Source organism: Micromonospora zamorensis, assembly GCF_900090275.1.
Lineage (GTDB): Bacteria > Actinomycetota > Actinomycetes > Mycobacteriales > Micromonosporaceae > Micromonospora > Micromonospora zamorensis.
On record NZ_LT607755.1, the window covers coordinates 1,572,098 to 1,597,651 of the forward strand.

The following is a 25,554-nucleotide window of genomic DNA, read 5'->3' on the forward strand; positions in this document are numbered from 1 at the left end:
CGGCACAGACGGGGCAGCAGGAGAACACCCACGGATCACGGGACACGGCACGGAGGCACGGATGGGACAGCAGGCGGACGGACCGGACGAGCAGCACCAGCGGCCACCGGGGGTGAGTGACGAGACGGTCGCCGCGCTCGGCAAGCTCAGCGAGGCGCTGGAGTGTGTGGAGCGGGCCCGGGGGCACCTGTACTCCCTGCACCAGTTGATCGGGCACGCCGACCTGATGCTCGACGACGCGGTGGAGCAGTTTCGCGCCGCCGGGCATCAGCGGCTCGCCGAGCGGATCGACACTGAGTTGCTGGGTCGTAACGTCATCGCCGGGCGGTGGACGTTCCAGATCGTCGAGGACTTCGACGACGGCTACCACGCGCTGTTCCGCGAGGTGGACCAACAGGCCCGTGACGAGTTGGTGGGCGGGCGACGCCACCTCTACGAGGCGGAGATGAAGGAGCGTCGCCGCAGTCGGGGCCGGCCGGGGCACGAGGCCCGACCGGTCAGCGAGGGCTAGTCGCCGGTCGCGTTGGCGGGGCGTCGCCGCGCCGCGTCGTCAGCGATGATCACGATGGCCACCATCAGCGCGACGCAGAGGCTGAACAGCCACGACTCGTCAGCGACGAGCCAGGCGGACACGGGTGCCTGCAGCGCGGCGAGCATGAAGCCGAGCCAGGCGAGCCGGCGCTGACGCGTGGAGAGGATTCCGGAGCCTTGATGCATCCCGAAATTCTTACGCGAACACGCCGGGTTGCCGTCCTCCGATCGGCCGATTCTGGATGAGCTGTCCGTTTTCTCGACCGTCCGGACACGACTTCTTTGCGCCGGGGGCGCTCGGGTGCCGACGGCGCTAAGGTGCCCCTGCGGCAGGATGGTGTCTCGTGTCCACCACGCCTCCACGGCCCCGTGCCTCGCTGCTCCTGCTGGCCTACCTCGCGTTCGTCAGCCTCGGCCTGCCCGACGGCCTGCTCGGCGTCGCCTGGCCGTCGATCCGGGGCGACTTCGGTGTCCCGACCGAGGCGGTCGGGTGGGTGCTGACCGCCGGCACCGTCGGCTATCTCACCTCCAGCGTCCTGGCCGGGTTCACACTGGCCCGGGTCGGCGTGGGCGCGCTGCTCGCCGGGAGCACCCTGCTGGCCAGCCTGGCGCTGACCGGCTATTCCGTGAGCCCCGTGCTGGCCGTGCTGGTGGGCTGTGCGTTGCTGCTCGGTCTCGGGTCCGGCGCGGTCGACTCCGGGCTCAACGCGTACGCCGCCGGGGCCTTCGGCCCGCGCCACATGAACTGGCTGCACGCCTTCTTCGGCCTGGGCGTGGCGATCGGTCCGCTGATCATGACTGCGGTGCTGAGCGGCGGCCTGGCCTGGCGCTGGGGTTACGGCATCGTGGCCGGAGCCCAGATCCTCCTCGCCATCGCCTTCGCGCTCACCGTGCGAGCCTGGCAACGTCGCGTACCGGCCAGCACGGAGGCGGCCGACGTCACACCCGCCGAGACTCCGGCGGTCGTCCGGCTTCCGGTCCGGGCGACGCTGCGACTGCCGGCGGTCTGGTCGGGGACGGTCGCCTTCGCGCTGTACGTGGCCATCGAGGTGTCCGCCGGCCTCTGGGCGTTCCTGCTGCTCACCGAGGGGCGTGGGCTGAGCGCCGAGGTGGCCGGCGGCTGCGTCTCCGCGTACTGGGGCAGCCTCTTCGTCGGCCGGGTCGTGCAGGGGGTGGTGGCCGAGCGGCTGGGGGCCGGCCTGGTGTTGCGCGCCAGCCTGGCCGGGATGGCCGTGGGCGCGTTGCTGATCGCCGTTCCCGGGCCGGCCGTGCTGGCGGTGGCCGGCCTGGTCGTGGTCGGGTTCGCCGCCGCGCCGGTGTTCCCGCTGCTCACCCTCACCACCGCCGACCGGGTCGGCGCGGCGCACGCGGACCGGGCAATCGGGCTCCAGATCGGCGCGTCCGGCATCGGCGCCGCGCTCGTCCCGGCCGGCCTCGGTGTCCTGATCGGCAACACGTCGGTGCAGGTGCTGGGCTCGGCCCTGCTGGTGCTCGCGCTGGCGTTGATCGTGCTGTACGAGTGGGGCGCTCGTCGCTCGACCGGCCGGCCCACCGCACACCCGGTGCCCGCGCAGACCGGCGGGGAGGGTCAGCCGACGTCGGGGCCGGTCCGTCCGGTGGTGGACGGGCGGTAGCGGCGCTCCGGATCGGTGTCCTCCCGGCTGTTGCCCTGGGCCTGTCCCTTACGGTCGTCCGCTGCCGGCCCGTGGCCGAACGTCGCCTCTTCCCCCGCGTCGTTGCCGGTCACGTCGTCGGCCTGCCCGTCGATGCTGGAGCCGGCCACGGCCTGCTCCAGCTCTTCCAACGGAAGCCGTTCCTCGTCCCGCCACACCCTGATGTTGTCGTCGGTCATGTCTTCAGCCGTACCCGGGCGCGATGATCGCAAACGGTGGTGTGCGAAAGGCTCGGACACGGCGATGGCCGCCAGGAATCTGGCGGCCATCGCTGTCACTGCTCAGGGTCACGGCTGGGGACGGTCCACCGACCCACGCCAGGCGCCGGTCTCCTGACCGCGCCGCTCGATGAAGGTCTTGAACCGCTCCAGGTCGCCCTTGGCGCGCCGGTCGACGATGCCGAGCTTGTCACCGGCCTGCTCGACCACCCCGTGCGGCTCGAACTCGAGCTGGAGGGTGACCCGGGTCTTGTCCTCGTCGAGCCGGTGGAAGGTCACCACACCGGCCTGCTGGGTGCCACCGGTCGAGCGCCAGGCGACCCGCTCGTCGGGGAGCTGCTCGGTGATCTCGGCGTCGAACTCACGCTTCACCCCGGCGATGTCCACCGTCCAGTGGGTCATCGTGTCGGAGAGCTGCCGGACCTCCTGCACGCCCTCCATGAACTGCGGGAACTCCTCGAACTGCGTCCACTGGTCGTACGCGGTGCGTACGGGCACGGCAACGTCGACATGTTCGGTTACGCCACTCATCAGAGAACCTCCTTCAGTCGCCAATGGTCGTCGGATCGGGGGGCGATCCTTCTCACCAGCGAGTTGTCTCGTTCTTGTTGCCGAGCGCGGCCCACACCTCGGAGACCGTCTGGTAGACGGTGCCCTCGGGCAGCCGTTCCAGCGCCGCCACGATGTCGTCGGGCGCCTCGTTCTCCCGGGCGCTGGCAATGAGCACCAGGCGGTCGCCCGGCAGCGCGCTCATCGAGATGAACCGGCCGAGCCGGCTGCGCTGCTCGACGTCCGTGGAACTCATCCCCTGCGGGGTGCCGGTGCGCAGGTCGCCGGCCGGGGCGGTGGTCGTCTCCGGCTGGTCCTCGCCAGCCGGTTCCGGCACCCGCGACTCATCGACCCGAGAGCCACCGGTCCCCGGCCCCTGCACGAGGCCGCTGACCTCCTGGCTCATCTGTTCGTCGATCCTCGGTCCGTGCTTGCTGTTGCCACGCTCCATGCCTTCTGCGCTACCCGGCACCCCGCCCGCTAAACCGGCACCGGGCCACGAACGGGCCCATGGTCCGACTCCGAACCGGACGACCGGCACCTAACCGGCTCAGTCGTCGGCGGGCTTGCGGGGCGGCAGCACCGGGTCCTCCGGGTCCTGGTCGCCGGCCTGCAACTGCCGACCGCGCTGCACCTCGGCGTTGATCTGCACGCCCAGCATCAGCGCGGAGTTGGACAGGTAGAGCCAGACCAGGAACGCGATGGCCGCCCCGAGGCTGCCGTAGGTGGTGTCGTACGAGCTGAAGTTGGTCACGTAGAGGCCGAAACCGAAGGAGGCCAGCGCCCAGGAGACCAGTGCCACCGCGCCACCCGGGGTGAGCCAGCGGAACCGGGGCTGACGCACGTTCGGCGCGATCCAGAACAGCAGCGACAGCAGCGACATCATGATCATGGCGAGCGCCGGCCACTTCGCCACGCTCCACACCGTGCGCGCCAGACCTCCGGCGTTGATCAGGTCGCCGACCGCGTCGGTGACCGGGCCGCTCACGATCAACCCGAGGGCGACCACCGCGAGCAGCACCAGGGTGATCGCGGCCAGGCCGATCTGCAACGGCCGCAGCTTCCAGACCGGCCGGCCCTCGTCCACCCCGTAGATGGCGTTGGAGGCCCGGGTGAACGCGCCGATGAAACCCGACGCGGACCACAACGCACCGAGCAGGCCGAAGCTCAGCAGCAGCTTGGGGTTGCTCTGGTCGAGCACCACCGTGCGGATCACCCCGACCACGCCGTCCTCGTCGTCGCTGAGCACCGACCCGGCGCCCACCTGACTGGCCAGCTCGACGATGGTGTCGACGGTCTGCTCGCCGCTGGAGACCAGACCGACCAGGGCCACGATCACGATGGCGGACGGAAAGACCGCCAGGACCCCGTAGTAGGTCAGTGCGGCGGCCCAGTCCGAGCAGTTGTCGTTGACGAAGTTCTGCACGCTGCGGACCAGCACCCCGCGCCAGGTCCGCCAGCTCAGCTGCCGCATCCGGCGGGGAACCCCCCGCGTGCCGTGTGCGCCCTCGCGCGTCGTACCGGGCTCCGTGGTCGTCATGCCCGCTCCCTGCGCCCCGGCCACCGGATGACCGGTCGTCCGGTCGGGCCTGGCCCCCGATACCCGGATCGGGAAATCGAGAAACTCGCCCGGCGCCCCGCCGGTAGCGCCTATGGTTTGCCGCCGCGGCACCGGGGAACGGTCATGGTGACCCTGTCGACACGGAGGAGGACGAGATGCCCGGGCGCGAAGACCTGCCCAGCACGCTGCGGCGCTCCCCGGAGAAGGCGCAGCGCACGTGGGAGAAGACGCACGACTCGGCGGTGGAGACCTACGGCGAGGGGCAGCGGTCGCACCGCACCGCCTTCGCAGCGGTGAAGCACCAGTTCGAGAAGGTGGGCGACCACTGGGAGCCGAAGGACCGCAAGGGCCCGAGCGACCAGCAGGCCGCCGGCGGCGGGCCGGAACGGCGAGCACCCACCGCCGGTGGGGTGGACGCCAACGCCACCAAGGACCACCTGCTGTCGGTGGCCCGCAAACTTGACGTGCCCGGTCGGTCCAGCATGACCAAGCCGGACCTGGTCAAGGCCATCGAGAAGGCCAACGACCGGGCCACCCGCAAGGCTCGCGGCGACTGACCGCACAGACGACGGCACGGGCGGACGCACCACCCCTGCGTCCGTCCGTGCCGTTCACCAGTGCCCGCCGCCCGGTGCCTCGATGTGCACCGCCTTCGTGGCGGTGAACTCGTCCAGCAGTTCCGGGCCGTACCCGAAGCCCTGCCCACTGGCCCGGCGCGGATGCGCGGCGCCACCCGGCGCGCCCCCGAACACCGCGTTGACCTTGACAGTGCCCACCGGCAGCTCACGCCAGGCCCGCTGCACGTGACTCATCGACGCGGTCAGCACCGTGGCGGCCAACCCGTACGGGGAATCCGCGGCACAGCGCAGCGCCTCGTCGAACGAGTCGACGACCACCACCGGCGCGACCGGCCCGAACGTCTCCTCCCGCACCAGCGGCATGTCGTGCCGGCAGTCCGTGACCACAGTGGCCGGGTAGAACGCCCCCGGCCCGTCCGGCACCTCGCCGCCGACCAGCGCCCGAGCGCCGGCCGCAACCGCCGCCGCTACCTGCCCGTGCACGTGGTCGCGGTGCCGTCGGTCGACCAGCGGGCCCAGCTCGGTGCCCGGGTCCCGACCCGGCCCGACGCGCAGCGCCTCGGCGTGACGCGCGAGCGCGGCCACGAAGGCCCCGGCCACCTCCCGGTGCACGTAGATCCGCTCGACCGCCACACAGATCTGCCCGGCGTTGGCGAACGCGCCCATCGCGGCCTGACCGGCCGCCCACTCCGGGTCGACGCCCGCGTCGACGATCAACGGGTCGCTGCCCCCGTTCTCCAGGAGCACCTTGGCGCCGGTGCGGGCCGCGGCGGCGGCGATCGCCCGCCCGGTCGCGGTGGACCCGACGTGAGCCACCACGTCGACGTCCTGCGCCGCCAGCGCCGCACCGACCTCCGGGCCGCCGGTGAGCAGTGACAGCACACCGGCCGGCAGCGCCTGGTCCAGCGCACGCGCCAGCAGCCAACCCGTCGCCGGCGTCCGTTCGCTCGGCTTGTAGAGCACCACGTTTCCGGTCACCAGGGCCGCGCCGAGCAGCCCACAGGAGACCGCAACCGGGTCGTTCCAGGGGGTGATCGCGGCGACCACACCGCGTGGCTGCGGGGTGAGGAAGTCCAGCGCGTCGGCTTCGCCGTTCAGCGTCCGCCCGCCGCGCAGCGGGGCCAGCTCCGCGTACTGTCGCAGGGTGCCGACGCCCGCCTCGACGCCGCCGCGGGCGTCCGCCAACGGCTTGCCCATCTCCGCGGTGACCGCCTCCGCCAGCTCCTCGGTGACCGCCGCGACCGCGTCCGCGGCCCGGTGCAGCGCCGCTGCCCGCTCGGCCGGAGCGGTCGCCGCCCACTGGGCCGCCGCGTTGCGGGCCGCCTGGGTCGCCTTGCCGACCTCGTCGGCGGTGGCCACCGGCACGGTGCTGACCGGCGAGTCGTCCGCCGGGTCACGCACCACCAGTTCACCGCCGTCGCCGCCGGCGCCCCAAACCCCACCCACCAACTGCGCAACCGTGTACATGCGGCGCTGGATGCCCCGGCCTCGGCGAGGCAAACGCGTTTCGCCCGGTTGCGCGCAGGGTAGGCGGATCGGATGACTACCACCGCCGCGCACAGCGCGGACGCCGTCGTCGTCGGTGCCGGTCACAACGGCCTGGTGGCGGCGAACCTGCTGGCGGACGCCGGCTGGGAGGTGGTGGTGCTGGAGGCCACCGCGACACCTGGCGGCGCGGTCCGCTCCGCCGAGGTGACCGCGCCCGGCTATCTGAGCGACCTCTACAGCTCCTTCTACCCCCTCGGGTACGCCTCACCGGTGCTCGCCGGCCTGGACCTGGGTCAGCAGGGGCTGTCCTGGCGGCACTCGCCCGACGTGCTGGCGCACCTGCTGCCGGACGGCCGGGCCGCCGTGATCAACCGGGACCCGGACGTCACAGCCGCCTCGCTGGAGCAGTTCGCCCCGGGCGACGGCAAGCGCTGGCTCAACGCCTACACCGACTGGCTCGACGTGGCCGGGCCGATGCTGGAGACCATCACCACGCCGTTCCCGCCGGTCCGCGGAGGGCTCGGTCTGCTGCGTCAGCTGCGCGTCGCCGGCGCGCTGCGGCTGGCCCGGCGCCTCGTGGTGCCGGTCCGCAAGCTCGGCGACGAACTCTTCGACGGCCCCGGCGGGCCGGCCCTGCTGGCCGGCTGCGCCCTGCACACCGACCTGTCCCCGGAGGAGGCCGGCTCCGGGGTGTACGGCTGGTTGCTGGCCATGCTCGGCCAGCAGGTCGGCTGGCCGGTGCCCGCCGGAGGCGCGCAGCAGATCACCAACGCGCTGGTGGCGCGGCTGCAACAGCGCGGCGGCGCGATCCTCTACGGCGCCCACGTCGACCGGGTGCTCACCGCCCGGGGCCGGGCGATGGGCGTACGCACGCGGGGCGGCACGCTGTGGCGGGCCCACCGGGCCGTGCTCGCCGACGTGCCGGCGCCAGCGCTCTACCTCGACCTCGTCGGCGCGGCAGCGTTGCCGTCGCGGCTGGTGGAGGACCTGGCGCACTTCCGCTGGGACGGTTCGACACTCAAGGTCGACTGGGCGCTGTCCGCGCCGATGCCCTGGACGAACCAGCAGCTGGCCGGGGCCGGCACCGTGCACCTTGGCGCGGACCTGAACGGGCTGACCCACTACGCGGGCGAGCTGGCCCGAGGTGAGCTGCCCCGGGACCCGTTTCTGCTGGTCGGGCAGATGTCCGTGGCCGACCCGAGCCACTCCCCGCCGGGCACCGAGTCGCTCTGGTCGTACACCCATCTGCCGTTCCGCCGGGACTGGCGGGCCGAGGACGTCGCCGGGCACGTGCAGCGCATGGAGGACGTGCTGGAGGAGGCGGCCCCGGGTTTCCGGCAGCTCATCGTCGGCCGGCACGTGGCCGGGCCGGCCGACCTGGAGAAGGGAAACCCGAGCCTGGTCGGCGGCACCCTCGGCGGTGGCACCGCTGCCGCGTACCAACAGCTCTTCCTGCGTCCGATCCCCGGCCTGGGCCGGGCGGACACTCCGGTGGACCGGCTCTTCCTGGCCAGCGCGTCGGCGCATCCCGGCGGCGGCGTGCACGGCGCTCCCGGTGCGAACGCCGCCCGCGCGGCGTTGGCCCGCGACCGCGCCCTCACCGGGCGTGCCTACGCCGCGGCCATCGCGACGGCCCACCGCGCCGTCTATCCCGACTAACCCCCGCCCGGACCCCGCCCACAGCCCTCACCGAGGTGGGGATGGGGGTCAGCGGGTGATGTTGCGGTGCTTGCTGCGTAGGCGGAACGGCATCAGGGCGCTCTCCACCTTGGTCGCGGTGGTCATCTTGGAGAGGCCTTCCTGCCGCTCCTCGAAGCGGATCGGCACCTCCAGGATGGTGTGCCCCAGCTTGGTGGCGAGGTAGTGCATCTCCACCTGGAAGCTGTATCCGTTGGACTGCACCCGGTTCAGGCCGATGTCGCGCAGCGCGTCGGCTCGCCAGACCTTGAAGCCAGCGGTCAGGTCCCGGATGCGTACCCGCAGCAGGGTGTGCACGTAGAGGTTCGCCCAGCCGCTGAGGGCCCGGCGGTACAGCGGCCAGTTCTCGTCCAGCTCGCCACCGGGCACGTAGCGGGAACCGATCACCACGCTGGCCTGGGTGGAGAGCAGCGCGCCCAGCATGCCCGGCAGAGCCTCCGGCGGGTGCGACAGGTCGGCGTCCATCTGCGCCACGTACTCGGCGCCGCCCTCGATCGCCCGTCCCATCCCGTCGACGTACGCGCGGCCGAGGCCCTCCTTGCCGGCGCGGTGCACGACCTCGATCCGGTCCGGATGCTCGATGGCCAGCTTGTCGGCCACGTCGCCGGTGCCGTCGGGGGAGTTGTCGTCGGCGACGAGGATGCGCAGACCAGGCAGCGGCAGTGCGAGAAGTCGCTCCACCAGCGTGGGCAGGTTGCCCGCCTCGTTGTAGGTGGGCACGACGACGGTCAGACGTGCGTCCTGCCACGGCGACGGCAGCTGCACAGGCTCGATCATGCGGGACATCCTCGGTTCGCGGACAGGGCTTACCGAAGAGGGTATCCAGTTGGCACATTCGGTTTTGAAGAGGCACCCCTTCCGGGCGTTGCGTATGGCGCCGCCCGGCCGTGTCCGCCCATCGATTCGCCGGTCGCGGCGTTGCCAGGTCAGCGCCCGAGAGGGCCGGCCAGCCCTTCCGGGGTCGGTCAGCGCCAGCGACGCGCCACGGCCGCGAGGGTCAGTCCCGCAGCGGCGAGCGCGACACCGGACAGGGCCGGTTTGTGGGTGCCCACCCAGAGCGCGGCAGAGCGGTCGCGCGCCCGGTCGTGGAACACGCCCGCGGTGCCCCGGTCCGTGTCCTCGTCGCCGGGATGGTCGAGATTGTCCCGCCAGGTGGCCGGGTCGATTTTCTCCCCGGTCTGCTGGCTGTCGTAACCGTCGCGGGCCAACTTCCGGTCCAGCAGGCCGGGGAACAGGATGTCGCCCAGCCGGGCCCGCCACGTCGGGCCGCCCACGTTCAGCTCCCTGGTGCCACGGTCGGCGGCCCACACGATGGCCCGGGCGGCCAACTCCGGCGTGAAGATCGGCGGCACCGGCTGCGGATGCCGGGGCAGCCGGGTGCGGACCCAGGAGAACTGTGGCGTGTTGACGGCGGGCAGCTGCACCATCGACAGCTTCACCCCCGGGCAGTCGTGCAGCAGCTCGGCGCGTAACGAGTCGTTGAAACCCTGGACGGCGTGCTTGCTCGCGCAGTACGCCGACTGCAACGGGATCCCCCGGTAGGCCAACGCGGAGCCCACCTGCACGATCGAGCCCCGCCCGTGCGCCCGCATGTGCCGCAGCGCCGCCAGGGTGCCGTGCACCGTGCCCAGGTAGGTGACCTCGGTGACCCGGCGGAACTCGCGGGCCGGGATCTCCCAGGCCGGCGCGAACACCGACGCCATGGCGTTGTTGACCCACACGTCGATGCCGCCCCACCGGTGCACCACGTCGTCGGCGGCCTGCTGCACCGCGCCCGCGTCGGCCACGTCGACCCGGTACGCGCGTACGTCGGTCGCACCCCGCAGCCGGCACTCCCGCTCGGCGGCGGCAAGGCCCGCCTCGCCCCGCGCCAGCAGCGCCAGCCGGGCGCCCCGGTCCGCGTACGCATGGGCGACGGCCCGACCGACACCGGCGCTCGCCCCGGTCACCACCACGGTCTGCGTCACGGGGACGCCTTCTGCCGGGTGGCGATGTCGGCGAGCCGGTCGAGCGTCTCCCGGTTACGCAGGTGCAGCACCAGATCGTTGACCTTGTTGCGGACCCAGCGCAGCGGGCCGGCGGCGAAGTCCTCCCCGAGGCGTACCCGGGTGGCGTTGTCGCCGACCGGCTGCAGCGTGAAGGCCACGATCGCCTCCCCGGCCGGCCAGAGACCGGCCTTGAGCACGAGCCGGTGCGGCGGTTCGCAGACCAGCACCGTCGACGCGTCCTGCAGGGAGAACGGCCACGGCCCGGCCTTGTGGTGCAGTTGGCTGCCCACCCGGGGCCAGGCGTCGTCCACGTCGCGTACGTGTGTCGTCCCGACCACCCAGTCGCTGTACGTCCACCCGTCGGCGAGCACGTCGAACACCTGCTGCGGGGGAGCGTCGATCACTTTCTCCACAATCGCCACTGGGCTTTCATACCCCCGGCAGGCACCGGCTAACGGCCGGCGGGTTAGCTTCTCCGGCACGGCGGGTAAGGCCGACGCGGGGCACCGCTGGCGGCGCTGGCCCACCCCCTCGACGACGACGTTTACTCCTCGGGGCGCAGGGAACCCGCCGGCTGTGCGACAGGACCAGGAGGATCCGTATCAGCGCAGGTCAGCCCCGGTTTACGCCGCTGCTGACCGCGCCGGTTCCGCCGGGGCCAGTCGCACAACTGTCGGAAGCCCCCGACCCGTCCTGTACGACGCGGTGCTGCTGGACCGCGACGGCACCCTGATCGAGGACGTGCCGTACAACGGCGACCCGGAGAAGGTGCGGCCGGTGCCGGGGGCGCGGGCGGCGCTGGACCGGCTGCGGGCGGCCGGGCTGCGCCTGGCGGTCGTGACGAACCAGTCGGGCCTGGCCCGGGGCTACTTCACCGGGGAGCAGATGCGGGCCGTGCACGCCCGCGTCGAGGAGTTGCTGGGTCGGTTCGACGCGTGGCTGGTCTGCCCGCACGACGACGCCGACGGCTGCGACTGCCGCAAGCCGGCGCCCGGCCTTGTGTACGCCGCCGCTCGGGAACTGGGCACCACCGCGTCCAGGTGTGTGCTGGTGGGCGACATCGGCCGGGACGTCGGTGCCGCGCTGGCCGCCGGGGCGGCGGGAGTGCTGGTGCCGACCCCGGTGACCCGACCGGAGGAGATCGCGGCCGCCGGGTGGGTGGCCACCGACCTGCCGGCGGCGGTGGACGAGATCCTGCGCCGCCAACAGGCCGTACGACCGGCGACCCCGACCGGTGACCCGGTGCGCACGGCGCTCGTGGTCCGGTCGGACTCGGCCGGGGACGTGCTGGTCACCGGGCCGGCGATCCGTGCCGTCGCGGCGGGGGCGCAGCGGGTGGTGCTGCTGTGCGGGCCGCGTGGCCGCGCCGCCGCCGACCTGCTGCCCGGCGTCGACGAGATCATCGAGCACCCGCTGCCCTGGATCGACCCCACGCCGGGGCCGGTCGACCCGGAGGCGGTGCGGAGCCTCACCGCCCGCCTCACCGCGATCGGCGCGGACCAGGCGGTGGTGTTCACCTCGTTCCACCAGTCCGCCCTGCCGCTGGCACTGCTGCTGCGGATGGCGGGTGTCGGCCGGATCGCGGCGATCAGCGACGACTACCCGGGCTCGCTGCTGGACGTCCGGCACCGGGTGCCGGTGGGCGTCCCGGAACCGGAACGTGCCCTCTCCCTCGCCGCCGCCGCCGGTCACCGGCTGCCCGACGGCGACGAACCTGTGCTCCGGCTCCGCCGCGACGCCGTGCCGCCGCGCCCGGCCGACCTCGGCGACCCGGGGTACGTGGTGCTGCACCCCGGCTCGGCCGCGTCGAGCCGGGCCTGCCCGCCCGAGGTGGCGACCCGGATCGCCGGGGCGCTGACCGCCGCCGGGCATCGGGTGCTGGTCACCGGCAGCTCCGACGAGCGTGACGTCACCGCCCGGGTCGCGGCGGCCGGGGGCACCGACCTGGGTGGGCGAACCGGCCTGGCCGGGCTGGCCGGGATCGTGGCGGACGCCAGCGCGGTAGTGGTCGGCAACACCGGGCCCGCGCACCTGGCCGCCGCGAGCGGAGTGCCGGTGGTGAGTCTCTTCGCGCCGACCGTCCCGTTCGGTCAGTGGGGGCCGTACCGGGTGCCCACCGTTCGGCTCGGCGACGCCGCCGCGCCCTGCCGGGACACCCGTGCCGCCAGCTGCCCGGTCCCCGGGCACCCCTGCCTCAGTGGCATCGACCCGGACGAGGTGGTCGACGCGCTGCGGATGCTCGCCGTCAGTGGTGGTGGCGGCCGATGAACATCCTGCTCTGGCACGTGCACGGCTCGTGGACCACGTCGTTCGTGCACGGCAGCCATCGCTACCTGATCCCCACCACACCCGACCGCGGCCCCTACGGCCTCGGCCGGGCCCGCACCTACCCCTGGCCGGACAGTGCGGTCGAGGTCGCCCCGGAGGACCTGCCGGGCGCCGACATCGACCTGGTCATCCTGCAACGGCCGGAGGAGATCGACCGGGCCGAGGCGTGGCTGCGCCGCCGCCCCGGCCGCGACCTCCCGGCGATCTACGTCGAACACAACACCCCGAAGGGCGACGTGCCCAACACACGGCACCCCATGGCCGACCGCGACGACCTGCTCATCGCCCACGTCACCGGGTTCAACCAGATCTTCTGGGACACCGGCGCCACCCGCACCACAGTGGTCGACCACGGCATCGTCGCCCCCACCGTGTCCTACACGGGCGAACTCGACCGGCTCGCCGTGGTGATCAACGAGCCGATCCGGCGAGGACGGGTCACCGGCACCGACCTGCTGCCCCAGTTCGCCGAGATCGCGCCGCTGGACGTCTTCGGCATGGGCGTCGCCGGCCTGGCCGACCACCTCGGGCTGCCCGCCGACCGGCTCACCAGCCACGACGACGTACCCCAGCACCGGATGCACGCCGAGCTGGCCCGGCGGCGCGCGTACCTGCACCTGTGCCGGTGGACCTCGCTCGGGCTCAGCCTCATCGAGGCGATGGCGATCGGCATGCCGGTCGTCGCGCTCGCCACCACCGAGGCGGTGATGGCGGTACCCCCGGAGGCGGGCGCCCTCGCCACCCGGACGGACACCCTGCTCGACGCCGCCCGCCGGTTCATCGCCGAACCGGCGACCGCGCGCCAGGCCGGCGCGGCGGCGCGAACGGCCGCACGCGACAGGTACGGCCTCGACCGTTTCCTCGCTGACTGGGACCGGCTGCTGGAGGAGGAAGTATGCGGATCGCGATGATCTCGGAGCACGCCAGCCCGCTCGCCGTCCTCGGAGGGGAGGACGCCGGCGGCCAGAACACGCACGTCGCGGAGCTGTCCGCCGCGCTCGCCGCCGCCGGGCACGAGGTACGGGTCTACACCCGGCGGGACGCGCCCGACCTGCCGGTGACCGTCCGCAGCCCGGACGGGTACGACGTGGTGCACGTCTCCGCCGGGCCGGCCGAGCCGGTGGCCAAGGACGCGTTGCTGCCGCACATGCGGGAGTTCAGTGCCTGGCTGATCGAGCGCTGGCGGGGCGGGGACTGGGTGCCCGAGGTGATCCACGCGCACTTCTGGATGAGCGGCCTGGCGGCGTTGACCGCCGGCCGGCAGACCGGGGTGCCGGTGGTGCAGACGTACCACGCGTTGGGCACTGTGAAGCGCCGCTACCAGGGCGTGCAGGACACCAGCCCGGCCCGCCGGGTGTCCTACGAGCGCGAGCTGGGCCGCTCGGTGGACCGGATCGTCGCCCAGTGCCGTGACGAGGTGGGCGAACTGGTCCGGATGGGCGTGCCCCGGTCCCGGATGACCGTCGTGCCCTCCGGAGTCAACCTCGCCACGTTCGCCCCGCTCGGGCCGGCCGCCGACCGCGAGCCGGGTCGGGCCCGGATCCTGACCGTGGGTCGACTGGTCGAACGCAAGGGCTTCCAGACCGTGGTCCGTGCGATGGCCCTGGTCCCGGACGCCGAGTGCGTGGTGGTCGGCGGCCCGCCCGAGGGGCTGCTGGAGACCGACCCGTACGCCCGGCGGCTTCGGGCACTGGCCGAGTCGTGCGGGGTGGCCGACCGGGTGCACCTGGTCGGCGCGGTGCCCCGGGAGGAGATGGGCCGCTGGTACCGCTCGGCGGACCTGCTGGTCGCCGCACCCTGGTACGAGCCGTTCGGGTTGACCCCGCTGGAGGCGATGGCCTGTGGGGTGCCGGTTGTCGGCACCGCCGTCGGCGGCATCCGGGACACCGTCGTCGACGGGACGACCGGTGACCTCGTGCCGGCGCGGGACCCGCAGGCGCTGGCCGCCGCGATCCAGGGGTTGCTCGACGACCGGATCAGGCGCTTCGCGTACGCGACGGCGGCGCGCGAGCGGGCCCGGACGCGGTACTCGTGGGCGGCAACCGCCGAGCGGCTGGTCGAGGTCTACAGCGAGGTGGCCGCCGTGCGTCGCCCGACCCGGGTGGTGGCCTGATGCCGGCGGGAAGCCTGCTCGACACCCACCTGACGAACCTCGCCGCGGCGCTGGTGTCGTACCGGAGGTGTGAGTCGCAGCTGGCCCGCTGGGGTGCGGACCTGGCCCACCGGCTGGCCGGCGGGGGTCGTCTGCTGGTCGCCGGCAACGGCGGTAGTGCCGCCGAGGCCCAGCACCTCACCGCCGAGCTGGTCGGCAAGCTGCACCACGACCGGCAGCCGTTGTCCGCGATCGCGCTGCACGCCGAGACGAGCGCGCTCACCGCCATCGCCAACGACTACGGCTACACCGACGTCTACGCCCGCCAGGTGCGCGCGCATGGTCGTCCCGGTGACGTCCTGCTGCTGCTGAGCACCAGCGGCAGCAGCGCCAACCTGATCACCGCCGCGCTGGCCGCCCGGGAGGCCGGCCTGACGAGCTGGGCGCTCACCGGGGCGACGCCCAATCCCCTCGCCGACGCCTGTGACGAGGTGCTGGCTGTCGCGTCCCCCGACACCCAGGTCGTCCAGGAGCTGCACCTCGTGACCAGCCACCTGCTCTGTGAGTACCTCGAACAGGAACTGCCCGCCGCCCTGGCCGCGGTCGCCGACCCGGCGGCGGTCCACCACGACCCGACCGAGCCCGCTCCGCCGGCCCGGTCGGTGCGTACCGGGGTCGAAGTGGTGCTCGACGGTGGGACCGGACAGCAGGTCGACGCGTGAGGATGAGGAGGCAAGCGTGAGAGGACCCGTGGTGGTGCTCGGCGACACCCTGCTCGACCGGGACGTGGAAGGGGTGGTGAACCGGCTATGCCCGGACTCCCCGGTGCCGGTGCTCGACGAGACCGCGGCCACCGACCGACCCGGTGGCGCCGGTCTGGCGGCGGTGTTCGCCGCCGCGCAGGGCGCCGAGGTGGTGCTGGTGACCGCGCTCGCCGACGACGCTGGCGGAGCCCGACTGAGCACGCTGCTCGCCGCTGCTGGTGTGCAGGTGTATCCCCTGGCTCTCTCCGGCGCGACGCCGGAGAAGATCCGGCTACGGGCTCGGGGTCGGGTGCTGCTGCGCCACGACCGCGGTGGCGCGTCCGGGGAGCCGGGTCAGCCCTCCGACGAGGTGCTGCGGGTGATCGCCGGAGCGTCGGCGGTGCTGGTCAGCGACTACGGCCGGGGGGTGGCCCGGCAGCCCGCGCTTCGTGACGCGTTGGCCGCGACCCGCGCGCCGGTGGTGTGGGACCCGCATCCGCGCGGTCCGGCGGCGGTGCCCGGCGTCCACCTTGCCACCCCGAACGAGTCGGAGGTGCGGGAGCTGGTTCCCGCGCTGCCCGGTGCCTCCCGGCTGGCCACCGCTTCGCGTGGTGCGCAGGGGCTCCGCCGGCGCTGGAGGGCCGGCGCGGTCGCGGTGACGCTGGGCGGTGACGGCGCGCTGCTCTGCCACGCCGGGTCGACGCCGCTGGTGGTGCCGACCCCCGGCAGCGCGGAGGGGGACACCTGCGGAGCCGGGGACCGCTTCGCGGCCGCTGCCAGCCTCGCGTTGGCTCAGGGCGCCCTGGTCTCCGAGGCGGTGCAGGCGGCGGTCGCCGAGGCGTCCCGGTTCGTGGCGGGTGGAGGAGTGGCCGCGGCGCTTCCGGCGGCGAACGCAAGGAGGGAGTCCGGGTTGCGATCCGCGCAGTCGCGAACGAGGGGTGGCCCTGCGAACGCCGCTCTGGTCAGCCCCGGTGGGGACCGGGTCGGAGTCGCGGCGGTCGCCACGCTCCTGGGTGAGGTACGGGCCGCAGGTGGCACGGTGGTGGCGACCGGTGGTTGCTTCGACCTGCTGCACGCCGGGCACGTGGCCACCCTGGAGGCCGCCCGGCAGCTCGGCGACTGCCTGATCGTCTGCCTGAACTCCGACGCCAGCGTGGCCGGGTTGAAGGGCCCGGATCGGCCGGTGATGTCCGAGGGTGACCGCAGTCGGCTGCTGGCCGCTCTGAGCTGTGTCGACGCGGTCCTCGTCTTCGACGAGCCGACCCCGGACGCGGCGCTGTCCTGGATACGGCCCGACGTCTGGGTCAAGGGTGGCGACTACGCCACCGGCGGCGGTGACGCCTCGGCCACCCTGCCGGAGGCGGAGGTTCTGCGCCGGTGGGGCGGAAACACGGTGGTGGTGCCCTATCTGGACGGTCGTTCCACCACCGACATGATCGTCCGGACGCTCGCGGAGCGGGTCCGATGACCGCCACGCGGCCCGGAGCCGGGCCCACCGTCCTGGTCACCGGCGGCGCGAGCGGCCTCGGCGCGGCGGTGGTCGCGGCGGTGTCCGCGTCCGGTGGTCGACCGATCGTGCTGGACCGGCAGCCGCCGGCCGACGGGGTGTCCTGGACCGAGTGCGATCTGGCCGACACGCGGGCCGCCGAGGTGGCCACCCAGCACCTCGCCGAGCAGGCCGGCGGCCTGGACGCGGTGGTGACCGCGGCCGGCACGGACGTGCCGGGTCGACTCGCCGACGTGCCGGGGGAGACCTGGGACCGGATCGTCGCGGTGGACCTGCTGGCCACGGCGGCGGTGATCCGGGCCGCGCTGCCGTTCCTGCTGACGTCCCGGGGGCGCATCGTCACTGTCGCCTCCACCCTGGGCGTCAAGGCGGTCAGCGACGCCACCGCGTACTGCGCGGCCAAGTTCGGCGTGGTCGGCTTCACCCGCGCCCTCGCCGCCGAGCTCGCCGGGCAGGTCGGTGTCACGCTGCTGATCCCGGGCGGAATGCGCACCGCGTTCTTCGACGAGCGCGACCCGCAGTACAAACCGGGGCCGGACGCGATCCTCAACGATCCCGCCGACACCGCCGCCGCCGTCATGTTCGCGCTCAACCAGCCGCCCGGCTGCGCGGTTCGCGAGCTGGTGGTCTGCGCCGAGCAGGAGACGTCGTACCCGTGATCCTCGTGCTGCGCGCCCTCGGCGTCGGCGACCTGGTCACCGCCGTGCCCGCGCTGCGGGCGCTGCGGGCCGCGTATCCGTCCCGGGAACTGGCGCTCGCCGCGCCCGCCTGGTTGGCACCGCTGGTCGACCTGGTCGGCGGCGTCGACCGGCTGGTGGACACGGCCGGGCTGGACCGGCCCATCGGGGTCGGGGCGGCCCCGCAGGTCGCGGTCAACCTGCACGGGCGCGGCCCGCAGTCGCACCGGTTGCTCGCGGCCACCCGGCCCGGCCGGCTGTTCGCCTTCGCCAACCCGGAGGCTGGCCACACCGACGGTCCGCGGTGGTCCGTGGACGAGCACGAGGTGGACCGGTGGTGCCGGCTGCTGTCCTGGTACGACATCGCGGCCGACCGCTCCGATCTCGACCTGCGCCGGCCCGGGGCGGCCGGGTTGCCCACGGGTGTCACAGTGCTGCATCCCGGCAGCAAGGTCCCCGCCAAGCGGTGGCCCGCCGAGCGGTTCGCCGCGCTGGCCCGGGCGCTCAGCGAGCAGGGGCACCGGGTGCTGCTCACCGGATCGGCCGACGAGGGGGCACTGGCAGGACGGGTGGCCGAGGCGGCCGGCCTGCCGTCCGACGCCGTGCTGGCCGGCCGCACCGACCTCGGCGCGCTCGCCACGCTGGTGGCGCACGCCCGGCTGGTGGTCAGCGGGGACACCGGGGTGGCCCACCTGGCCACCGCGTACGGCACCGCCTCGGTCGTGCTCTTCGGGCCGGTCCCGCCGGCGCACTGGGGGCCGCCGCCGGACCGGCCCCGGCACCGGGTGCTCTGGGCCGGCGACGGGGATTGGCCCAGGTGGGACGGGGTAGGAAGCCACCCGACGATGGCGGCCCTGCGTCTCGACGCGGTGCTGGCCGCCGTGGCTGAGGTGGAAAGGCTGGTGCGTGTCTCCGGTGCGGTTGCGGCGTAGCGACCCGGGTCGACCGGGGTACGGGCGGCGTCGACGTGGACGGGGCTGGGCCTTCGTCGACCCGGCCGGCGATCCCGTCCGTGACCCGGAGGTCCTGGCCCGGCTGCGGGAGCTGGTCATTCCTCCGGCCTGGCAGAACGTCTGGATCTCGCCGTACGCGAACGGGCACATCCAGGCGATCGGGATCGACGCGGCCGGGCGCAAGCAGTACGTCTACCACCCCCGGTGGCGGGAGAAGCAGGACGAGGCGAAGTTCGACCACATGCTGGAGGTGGCACGCCGGCTGCCGGTGCTGCGCGAGCGGGTGGGGCGTGACCTGGACGGCCGAGGGCTGGGCCGGGACCGGGTGCTGGCGACGGTGGCCCGACTGCTGGACATGGGGATGTTCCGGGTCGGCAGCGACCAGTACGCGGCCGGCGACGACCCGACGTACGGGGTGTCCACCCTGCGTCCCGAGCATGCCCGATCCCGGGGCGGCTGCGTGGTCTTCGTGTTCCCCGCCAAGGGTGGCATCGAGCAGGTACGCCGGATCGAGGACCCGGAGCTGTGCCAGGTGCTGGTCAATCTGCGCCGTCGTCGGCGGTGGGCGGACCGGCTGTTCGGCTACTGGGACGGCCGGGAGTGGCGCGACGTGCGCAGCGACGAAGTCAACGGGTACCTGCGTGACGCCAGCGGCGGGGAGATGACCGCGAAGGACTTCCGCACCTGGCACGCCACAGTGCTCGCCGCCACCGAGTTGGCGACCGTCGGCCCGGCCCGCTCGGTCACCGCCCGGCGCAAGGCGGTGGTCGCGGTGATGCGCGAGGTGGCCGAGCTGCTGGGCAACACCCCGACGGTGGCGCGGACGTCCTACGTGGATCCGCGGGTCGTTGACCTGTACCACGACGGGGTGGTGGCGTCGGTGGACCCGCAGGCGCCACGCGAGGAGGCCGAGCGGGTGGTCCTGGAGCTGCTGGAGAAGACCTGACCGGCCCCGCCAACGATCCTGGGGGGAGGTGGCGGGACCGGGGCCTCAGGATGAGGGGTGCACCGGGCGGCCGCCCGCCGCGTTTTCGCGGCGGGCGCCGCGCCACGGCCCCCGTTGGCGGCCCACCGATCGAACGGTGGACGCGCTGGTGTCAGTCTGCCGGCAGTGAGTTGACCGTTGATGCCGGCCGGTTGACGATCCGCGCCGGATGCGAGCCGCCGTCGCGGTGTTCCTGCGGGCTCACCCCGTATGCCGCCCGGAACGCCCGGCTGAAATGAGCTTTGTCGGAAAACCCCCAACGCGCCGCGATGGTCTGTACGGGTTGGTTGCGCAGCGCCGGGTCGGACAGGTCACGCCGGCACCGGGCCAGTCGCAGACCCCGGACGTACGACGCCACGGTGGTGTGCTCGGCCTCGAACAGCCGGTGCAGCGACCGCACCGAGATGTGGTGGGCGTCGGCGAGGACCTGTGGGCCGAGCGTCGCGTCACCGAGGTGCCGGTGGACGTACGCCTGCACCTGGGTGAGCAGCGCCCGTCGGCGGACCTCGGTGGGCACGGCGTCCTCGGCGACCAGGTGCCGGCCGAGCATGGTGGTGGCCAGGTCCAGTCCCACGGTGCCGAGCCGGCTGGCGTCGGCGGCATGGTACTGCTCGGGATGCCCGGTCACCTGCAACAGGAACTGCGCCAGCAGCGCCCCGATCCCCTCGCTGCCGGACATCCGACCGCCGTAGAGCGCGGCCATCCGCTGCGGGGGCAACGGCAGCGCGGCGTGCGGGATCAACGTGATGATCGAGCTCGCCTGGTCCCGCTCCGGCTCGGTCGCGTGGTGGCAGACGTCGTGCGGTCGGGACCCGTCGTAGAAGGTGAACTCGCCGGCCAGGATCTCGCTGCGGCGACCGTCCTGGCTGGACGTGCCGATGCCGCCGGTGGTGAGGGCGAGGATGTACAGCTCCGGGTCGGACTGGCGGACCAGCTTGCGGGTGCGGGTGGCGTCCAGCGACGGGTACTGGTATTCCACCAGCTGGATCGGGCCCAGCTCGATGAAGTCGGCGCGGGCGGCGAAGTCGTCGGCGTGCGCGGACTGGATGCGCAGCGGCGCGGAGGTGCGCGCGACGAGGTCGAGCCACATCCCGAACCGCTCGCCCGGGGGCAGGACCGTGGTGTCGATGGTGTCTCTCGGCAGCATCCGGTTCCCTCAGTTGGCTCGGCGCTGGATCAGGGCCTCGACGCCGTCGAGGATCCGGTCCAGGCCGAAGGCGAACTCGTCGTCGGGGTCGTCGTCCTGGGTGAGCACGCCGGCGGTCAGGACCCGGTGCAGCGCCGGAAAGCGGGCCGGGTCGATGAGTCGGGCCACCGTCCGACCGTACGCCGGCATCATCTCGCTGGGCGCGACGCCGGCGGCCTTGCTGCCCTCGGCCACCTGCGACGTGAGGGTGGCCTCGTTGCGGACGTACCCGGTGAGCAGCAGCAGCACTGACATCTTCTCGCCCTCACCGAGGGCGGTGCCGTCGAGGCAGCGCAGCCCGTCCTCCATCCAGCCGAGCTGCTGCGGGGTGATCGGCGGGCCGGTGATCGGCACGTGCAGCAACCAGGCGCGGTGCCGCAGCACCCTGTGCTCGGCCCAGGCCCACCGGGTCAGGCCGGCGCGCCAGTCGGCCTCCGGCGGAGGCGGTCCCGGCGACGGGCCGTAGCCGGTGTCCACCATGAGCATCAGCAGCTCGTCCTTCGAGCCGACGTAGCGGTAGAGGGCCATGGTGGCGGCGCCCAGCTCCTTGGCGACCCGGCTCATGGAGACGGCTGCCAGCCCGTCGGCGTCGGCCACCCGTACGGCGGCGTCCACGATGGCGGGCACGCTCATCCCCGGCCGGGGGCCCTTGGGTGGTCGTTCCCGCAGCCCCCAGGCGCTCTCGATGGAGGCCGGGATCGCCGGCCCGCTGTCGTCCGTCTGTGCCGCCACATTTCCTCCTTGCCTCGCCATCCTAGTTCTGCGTATGGTCTACGCATAACAGCGTACGACATACGCAGAAGGGGGACTGGTCATGATGGCGACGACCACACCGGCACCACGGGCGGGCCGACGGGAGTGGATCGGGTTCACGGTGCTGATGCTGCCGCTGCTCCTGGTCTCGATGGACGTGTCGGTGCTCTACTTCGCGGTGCCGTTCATCAGCGAGGAGCTGCGCCCCACGGCCACCCAGCAGCTCTGGATCTTCGACATCTACGGCTTCGTGCTGGCCGGGCTGCTCATCACCATGGGTGCTCTGGGCGACCGGATCGGGCGACGCCGGCTCCTGCTGATCGGCGCCGCCGCGTTCGGGGCGGCGTCGCTGCTGGCCGCGTACGCCGACAGCGCCGCAACGCTGATCGCCGCGCGCGCCGTGCTCGGCATCGGTGGGGCCACCCTGATGCCGTCCACGCTCGCCCTGGTGCGCAACCTGTTCCACGACGCCAAGCAGCGGGGCACCGCCATCGGCATCTGGACCGCCACTCTCACCGGCGGCATCGCGCTCGGCCCGGTGCTCAGCGGCATCCTGCTGGAGCACTTCTGGTGGGGCTCGATCTTCCTGATCAACATCCCGGCGATGCTGATGCTGCTCCTGCTCGCCCCGGTCCTCGTGCCGGAGTCACGCAACCCGGCGACCGGGCGGTTCGACCTGTTCAGCGCCGCGCTGTCCCTCGGCGCGCTGCTGCCGGTGATCTACGGCATCAAGGAGATGGCCCGCGACGGCCTCAGCCCGGCGCGGGTGCTCGCCATCGTCGCCGGTCTGCTGATGGGCGCGCTGTTCCTGCACCGGCAGCGGACCCGGGCGTACCCGATGATCGACCTCGCGTTGTTCCGTCGCCGCGGCTTCGCCGGCTCGCTCGCGGTCAACCTGCTGGCGATGTTCGCGCTGGTCGGCTTCGCCATCTTCACCACCCAGCACCTCCAGTTGGTGCTCGGCCTGAGCCCGCTGCGAGCGGCACTGTGGAGCCTGGTGCCGTCCCTCGCTGTGGGCGGTGTGGCGCCGGCCGCCGCCGCGCTCGCCCAGCGCGTCGAGCGGGCGTACCTGATCGGAGCGGGGTTCGGGATCGCCGTGCTCGGCTTCGCGGTGCTGACCCGTGTCACGCCGGAGTCGCCGCTGTGGCTGCTGCTCGTCGGCGCCAGTGTCTACGCCGGTGGCCTGGTGATGGTGATGTCGCTCGTCACCGAGCTGGTCCTCGGCGCGGCGCCGCCCGAGCAGGCCGGAGTCGCGTCGGCGCTGACCGAGTCCAGCAGTGAGCTGGGCGGCGCGCTGGGAATGGCGATCCTCGGCAGCGTGGGCGCGGCGGTCTACCGGCGCGAGATCCTCGACGGCCTGCCGGCGGGGTTGCCCGCCGACAGCGGTGACGCTGCCCGGGAGACCCTGGGCGGCGCGCTCGCGGTGGCCCAGGAGTTGCCGGCGGATCTGGCCGACGCGGTGCTGCACGCCGCCCGGGTCGCGTTCACCGACGGGTTGCACCTCGCGGCGGTCGCCGCCATGGTGGCGATGGTGCTGGGCGCGGTCGCCGCGCTGGTCACGCTGCGCGGCGCCCAGCCGGCCGACCCGACCGCGGCGCTCCCGAGCGACCCGACGCCGACCGCGCTGCCGGCGCCGGCCGAGGCGTAGCCGCCCCAAATGATCGACTCGGTTTCCCGGAAGTCGGGGCGTCCCGAACGCGGGGATGCCACGGTTTCCAGGAAACCGAGTCGATCAACGTGGCGCACCACGGGCGGTCGCGCCACCAGGGTGGCTGCTCGGGGGCGTCAGTCGTTGAGCACGTGCGCGAGCCGGTCGCGGAAGCGCCGCTCGGAGTCGCTGACGGACTCGCCTCCGATGCCCAGCAGCCCACCACTGGACGCGGCGCCCACGACCTGCTCGGCGATCTTCACGAGCCAGTGCTTGTACGCACCGGCCTCGCCCTCGTCGACCCGGGCGGCCAGCAGCGCGGAGGCCTCGCCGGCGCGCAGCAGCACGTCGTCGATCATGGCTTTCGGGTCGGTGGGCGCGATGACCGGCAGCTCCGCACCGGTCTCCGGGTCACCGACCCGGGTCACGATCTCGCCGGCCACGGCCGCGACCAGCGGGCTGGCCGACTCCCGGCCGGCGGCGATGGTCTCCAGGCCGGCAGCGGTCTCCGCCATGGTCCGGCGGGTGCCGTCGGACTCGGCGGCGCTCGCCGCGGTCAGAACCGACTGCGGCAGGCCGACCAGCAACCCCCACTCCCCATCGGAGAAACCGAAACCGGTGTACGCCGGCTGCTCGATCACGGCAATGCCCCTTCCGCCCTGCTCTGCTTGGTCACTCGGTGCTTCGCTTGGTCGATCAACGGGCCCGACAACGGGAGCCCGGGTCAGGCTAGTCCAGGGTCAACAGGCCCTGTTCGGACACCACGCGCACCGACAACGTCTTGTACCCGACCTCATCGAAGAGAACCGTCATCTTGTCCTCCTCGTAGGAGAGCACCATGCCGCGCCCCCACTCCGGGTGACGCACCTGGCTGTGCACCGGGAACGGCCCGACCGCACCCTGGTCGGCCACGCTGGTGCCGTTGTGGCAGTTGTCGCAGTGGCCGCACACCTGCGTCATCTGCTCGCCGAAGTAGGCCAGCAGCGTCTGCCCCCGGCAGGCGGTGGTCTCGGCGAAGGCCCGCATCATGTCCGTGCGGGACCGGGTCACCGTCTGCTGGCGCTCCGCCTCGGCCAGTGCCGCCGCGGCGGCGTCCGCCGGGGCGGGGGAGTAGCGGGGAGCGCCGATGCGCTGCCGTGCGCGCGGCTCGGCGGCGCCGATCTGCTCCAGCAGGGAGAGGTACTGGCCCAGCTTGCGTGGCCCGAGGCCGGTGGTCTCGCGCAGCTCGGTCTTGGTGGCGGGCTTGCGGCGCAGCAGCGCGGCCAGGTCGCGCAGCTCGTCGACGTCGGGCAGGCCGCCGCTGAAGAACCGCTGCAGGCCCACGTCCTCGGCCTGCCAGAGCAGCAGCACCCGGGCCGGTTGCCCGTCGCGACCTGCCCGGCCGATCTCCTGGAAGTAGCTGTCCGGTGAGTCGGGCAGCGCCATGTGGGCCACCCAGGCGATGTTCGGCTTGTCGATGCCCATGCCGAACGCCGACGTCGCCACCATGATGGGAACCTGGTCGGCGAGGAACGCCTCGTGCAGCTCAGCACGGGCGCCGGCCGCCATTCCACCGTGGTAGAACTGCGCCGGGAAGCCGGCGTCGGTCAACCGGGTGGCCAGTTCCTCGGCGGCGCGGCGGGTCGGAACGTAGATGATCCCCGGCCGCTCGTCGTCGCTCAGCAGCGCGACCAGTCGCCGCCACCGGTAGTCCTCGGTCGGGCAGTGCGCGACCTCGAGGAACAGGTTCGACCGATCCAGCCCGGAGACAACGACCTCCGGGTCGCGCAGCCGCAGCCGGGCGATGATGTCGTCGCGTACCGGAGGGGAGGCGGTGGCGGTCAGCGCGACCACCGGCGGCCGACCGATGCCGTCGATGAGGTGCCCGAGCGCCAGGTAGTCGGGGCGGAAGTCGTGCCCCCACGCCGAGATGCAGTGCGCCTCGTCGATCGCCACCAGCGCCGGCTTCAGATCGGCGACCTCGGCCATCCGGTCCGGGTTGCTGAGCTGTTCCGGGGTGATGAACAGGAACTCCGCCCGGCCCTCGCGGATCTCGGTGATCGCCTCCGCCTGCTGGGTGGGCGACTCGTTCGAGCTGATCCGCACCGCCCGCAGCTCCGGGCGTTGCCGCTCGTTGAGGGAGGCGATCTGGTCCTGCTGGAGGGCCAGCAGTGGGGAGATCACCACGGTGGGGCCGGGGATCAGGCTGGCCGGAATCTGGTAGATCGCCGACTTGCCGGCCCCGGTGGGCAACACCACCAGGGCGTCACGTCGCTTCATGACCGCGCGCATGGCGGCCAGCTGGTTGGGCCTCAGCGCCTTCCAGCCGAAAAGGCTGCGGGCCGCGCGGCGCAACGTCATCGAATGCGTGGACAGTTTCATCGAGGGCCGGAGGTACCCGAGCCCATGACCGCCGAAA

The 25,554-nt window shown here is 73.2% G+C and carries 26 protein-coding genes; 13 read left to right on the forward strand and 13 right to left on the reverse strand.

Going from position 1 to position 25,554, the window contains the following annotated elements; genetic code table 11:
- Nucleotides 1-61 precede the first annotated feature (61 nt).
- The gene (locus GA0070619_RS07045) at nt 62-511 is read left to right on the forward strand and encodes a hypothetical protein (protein WP_088947315.1); all 450 of its coding nucleotides are present in this window, start codon (nt 62-64) and stop codon (nt 509-511) included.
- Here the strand turns inward: GA0070619_RS07045 and GA0070619_RS07050 are convergent.
- Nucleotides 508-717, reverse strand: a complete 210-nt coding sequence (locus tag GA0070619_RS07050) for a hypothetical protein (RefSeq protein WP_088947316.1) — start codon at nt 715-717, stop codon at nt 508-510. The genes GA0070619_RS07045 and GA0070619_RS07050 overlap by 4 nt on opposite strands.
- A gap of 158 nt (nt 718-875) precedes the next feature.
- Between GA0070619_RS07050 and GA0070619_RS07055 the strand changes: the two genes are divergently transcribed.
- The gene (locus GA0070619_RS07055; protein ID WP_088947317.1) at nt 876-2,165 is read left to right on the forward strand and encodes an MFS transporter; all 1,290 of its coding nucleotides are present in this window, start codon (nt 876-878) and stop codon (nt 2,163-2,165) included.
- Here GA0070619_RS07055 and GA0070619_RS07060 read toward each other — a convergent pair.
- From GA0070619_RS07060 to GA0070619_RS07075, 4 genes are all read right to left on the reverse strand, one after another.
- A complete protein-coding gene (locus tag GA0070619_RS07060) occupies nt 2,120-2,383 on the reverse strand; it encodes a hypothetical protein (RefSeq protein WP_088947318.1) in 264 nt (87 codons plus the stop codon). The two genes, GA0070619_RS07055 and GA0070619_RS07060, sit on opposite strands and share 46 nt — an antisense overlap.
- 108 nt (nt 2,384-2,491) lie before the next feature.
- Entirely contained in the window at nt 2,492-2,953 is a 462-nt protein-coding gene (locus GA0070619_RS07065) for an SRPBCC family protein (protein ID WP_088947319.1), read from the reverse strand.
- 52 nt (nt 2,954-3,005) lie between these two features.
- Nucleotides 3,006-3,422, reverse strand: coding sequence for a DUF2795 domain-containing protein (locus GA0070619_RS07070; protein ID WP_088947320.1), 417 nt, complete (start codon nt 3,420-3,422; stop codon nt 3,006-3,008).
- 99 nt (nt 3,423-3,521) lie between these two features.
- Nucleotides 3,522-4,511: a YihY/virulence factor BrkB family protein gene (locus tag GA0070619_RS07075; protein WP_088947321.1), complete on the reverse strand. Its 990-nt coding sequence runs from the start codon at nt 4,509-4,511 to the stop codon at nt 3,522-3,524.
- 176 nt (nt 4,512-4,687) lie between these two features.
- On the opposite strand from GA0070619_RS07075, the gene GA0070619_RS07080 reads away from it, so the two are divergent.
- Nucleotides 4,688-5,089, forward strand: a complete 402-nt coding sequence (locus GA0070619_RS07080) for a ChaB family protein (protein WP_088947322.1) — start codon at nt 4,688-4,690, stop codon at nt 5,087-5,089.
- Nucleotides 5,090-5,143: 54 nt separating this feature from the next.
- On the opposite strand, the gene GA0070619_RS07085 is transcribed toward GA0070619_RS07080, so the two are convergent.
- On the reverse strand, nt 5,144-6,577 hold the full coding sequence (locus tag GA0070619_RS07085) for an aldehyde dehydrogenase family protein (protein ID WP_088947323.1): 1,434 nt from the start codon (nt 6,575-6,577) through the stop codon (nt 5,144-5,146).
- A gap of 72 nt (nt 6,578-6,649) precedes the next feature.
- Between GA0070619_RS07085 and GA0070619_RS07090 the strand changes: the two genes are divergently transcribed.
- On the forward strand, nt 6,650-8,257 hold the full coding sequence (locus GA0070619_RS07090; protein WP_088947324.1) for a phytoene desaturase family protein: 1,608 nt from the start codon (nt 6,650-6,652) through the stop codon (nt 8,255-8,257).
- Nucleotides 8,258-8,305: 48 nt separating this feature from the next.
- Here GA0070619_RS07090 and GA0070619_RS07095 read toward each other — a convergent pair whose 3' ends face one another.
- From GA0070619_RS07095 to GA0070619_RS07105, 3 genes are all read right to left on the reverse strand, one after another.
- Complete coding sequence (locus GA0070619_RS07095; protein WP_088947325.1) at nt 8,306-9,073, reverse strand: polyprenol monophosphomannose synthase; 768 nt, start codon at nt 9,071-9,073, stop codon at nt 8,306-8,308.
- A 188-nt stretch (nt 9,074-9,261) separates the two neighbouring features.
- On the reverse strand, nt 9,262-10,263 hold the full coding sequence (locus GA0070619_RS07100) for an SDR family oxidoreductase (RefSeq protein ID WP_088947326.1): 1,002 nt from the start codon (nt 10,261-10,263) through the stop codon (nt 9,262-9,264).
- Entirely contained in the window at nt 10,260-10,706 is a 447-nt protein-coding gene (locus tag GA0070619_RS07105) for an SRPBCC family protein (protein ID WP_088947327.1), read from the reverse strand. The genes GA0070619_RS07100 and GA0070619_RS07105 overlap by 4 nt, the downstream gene beginning before the upstream one ends.
- 154 nt (nt 10,707-10,860) lie before the next feature.
- On the opposite strand from GA0070619_RS07105, the gene GA0070619_RS07110 reads away from it, so the two are divergent.
- The 8 genes from GA0070619_RS07110 to GA0070619_RS07145 are packed head-to-tail and all read left to right on the forward strand — an operon-like array spanning nt 10,861 to nt 19,530.
- Nucleotides 10,861-12,552: an HAD-IIIA family hydrolase gene (locus GA0070619_RS07110; RefSeq protein WP_088947328.1), complete on the forward strand. Its 1,692-nt coding sequence runs from the start codon at nt 10,861-10,863 to the stop codon at nt 12,550-12,552.
- Nucleotides 12,549-13,523, forward strand: a complete 975-nt coding sequence (locus GA0070619_RS07115; protein WP_088947329.1) for a glycosyltransferase — start codon at nt 12,549-12,551, stop codon at nt 13,521-13,523. Before GA0070619_RS07110 ends, GA0070619_RS07115 begins: the two co-directional genes overlap by 4 nt.
- A complete protein-coding gene (locus GA0070619_RS07120) occupies nt 13,508-14,725 on the forward strand; it encodes a glycosyltransferase (RefSeq protein ID WP_088947330.1) in 1,218 nt (405 codons plus the stop codon). Before GA0070619_RS07115 ends, GA0070619_RS07120 begins: the two co-directional genes overlap by 16 nt.
- On the forward strand, nt 14,722-15,426 hold the full coding sequence (locus tag GA0070619_RS07125) for a D-sedoheptulose-7-phosphate isomerase (protein WP_088951612.1): 705 nt from the start codon (nt 14,722-14,724) through the stop codon (nt 15,424-15,426). The genes GA0070619_RS07120 and GA0070619_RS07125 overlap by 4 nt, the downstream gene beginning before the upstream one ends.
- A gap of 16 nt (nt 15,427-15,442) precedes the next feature.
- On the forward strand, nt 15,443-16,915 hold the full coding sequence (locus tag GA0070619_RS07130; RefSeq protein ID WP_088947331.1) for a PfkB family carbohydrate kinase: 1,473 nt from the start codon (nt 15,443-15,445) through the stop codon (nt 16,913-16,915).
- The gene (locus GA0070619_RS07135) at nt 16,912-17,613 is read left to right on the forward strand and encodes an SDR family oxidoreductase (protein WP_088947332.1); all 702 of its coding nucleotides are present in this window, start codon (nt 16,912-16,914) and stop codon (nt 17,611-17,613) included. Before GA0070619_RS07130 ends, GA0070619_RS07135 begins: the two co-directional genes overlap by 4 nt.
- On the forward strand, nt 17,610-18,563 hold the full coding sequence (locus tag GA0070619_RS07140; RefSeq protein WP_088947333.1) for a glycosyltransferase family 9 protein: 954 nt from the start codon (nt 17,610-17,612) through the stop codon (nt 18,561-18,563). Before GA0070619_RS07135 ends, GA0070619_RS07140 begins: the two co-directional genes overlap by 4 nt.
- Nucleotides 18,547-19,530: a DNA topoisomerase IB gene (locus GA0070619_RS07145; protein WP_088947334.1), complete on the forward strand. Its 984-nt coding sequence runs from the start codon at nt 18,547-18,549 to the stop codon at nt 19,528-19,530. The genes GA0070619_RS07140 and GA0070619_RS07145 overlap by 17 nt, the downstream gene beginning before the upstream one ends.
- Before the next feature lie 151 nt (nt 19,531-19,681).
- Here GA0070619_RS07145 and GA0070619_RS07150 read toward each other — a convergent pair whose 3' ends face one another.
- Complete coding sequence (locus tag GA0070619_RS07150) at nt 19,682-20,716, reverse strand: helix-turn-helix domain-containing protein (protein WP_088947335.1); 1,035 nt, start codon at nt 20,714-20,716, stop codon at nt 19,682-19,684.
- 9 nt (nt 20,717-20,725) lie between these two features.
- Entirely contained in the window at nt 20,726-21,487 is a 762-nt protein-coding gene (locus GA0070619_RS07155) for a TetR/AcrR family transcriptional regulator (protein ID WP_088947336.1), read from the reverse strand.
- 82 nt (nt 21,488-21,569) lie between these two features.
- Here GA0070619_RS07155 and GA0070619_RS07160 point away from each other — a divergent pair, with 82 nt between their 5' ends.
- The gene (locus tag GA0070619_RS07160) at nt 21,570-23,156 is read left to right on the forward strand and encodes an MFS transporter (RefSeq protein WP_197699607.1); all 1,587 of its coding nucleotides are present in this window, start codon (nt 21,570-21,572) and stop codon (nt 23,154-23,156) included.
- A 137-nt stretch (nt 23,157-23,293) separates the two neighbouring features.
- Here the strand turns inward: GA0070619_RS07160 and GA0070619_RS07165 are convergent, their stop codons facing one another.
- Both GA0070619_RS07165 and GA0070619_RS07170 read right to left on the reverse strand, forming a co-directional pair.
- On the reverse strand, nt 23,294-23,797 hold the full coding sequence (locus GA0070619_RS07165) for a hypothetical protein (protein ID WP_088947337.1): 504 nt from the start codon (nt 23,795-23,797) through the stop codon (nt 23,294-23,296).
- A gap of 88 nt (nt 23,798-23,885) precedes the next feature.
- On the reverse strand, nt 23,886-25,517 hold the full coding sequence (locus GA0070619_RS07170; protein ID WP_088951614.1) for a RecQ family ATP-dependent DNA helicase: 1,632 nt from the start codon (nt 25,515-25,517) through the stop codon (nt 23,886-23,888).
- Nucleotides 25,518-25,554 lie beyond the last annotated feature (37 nt).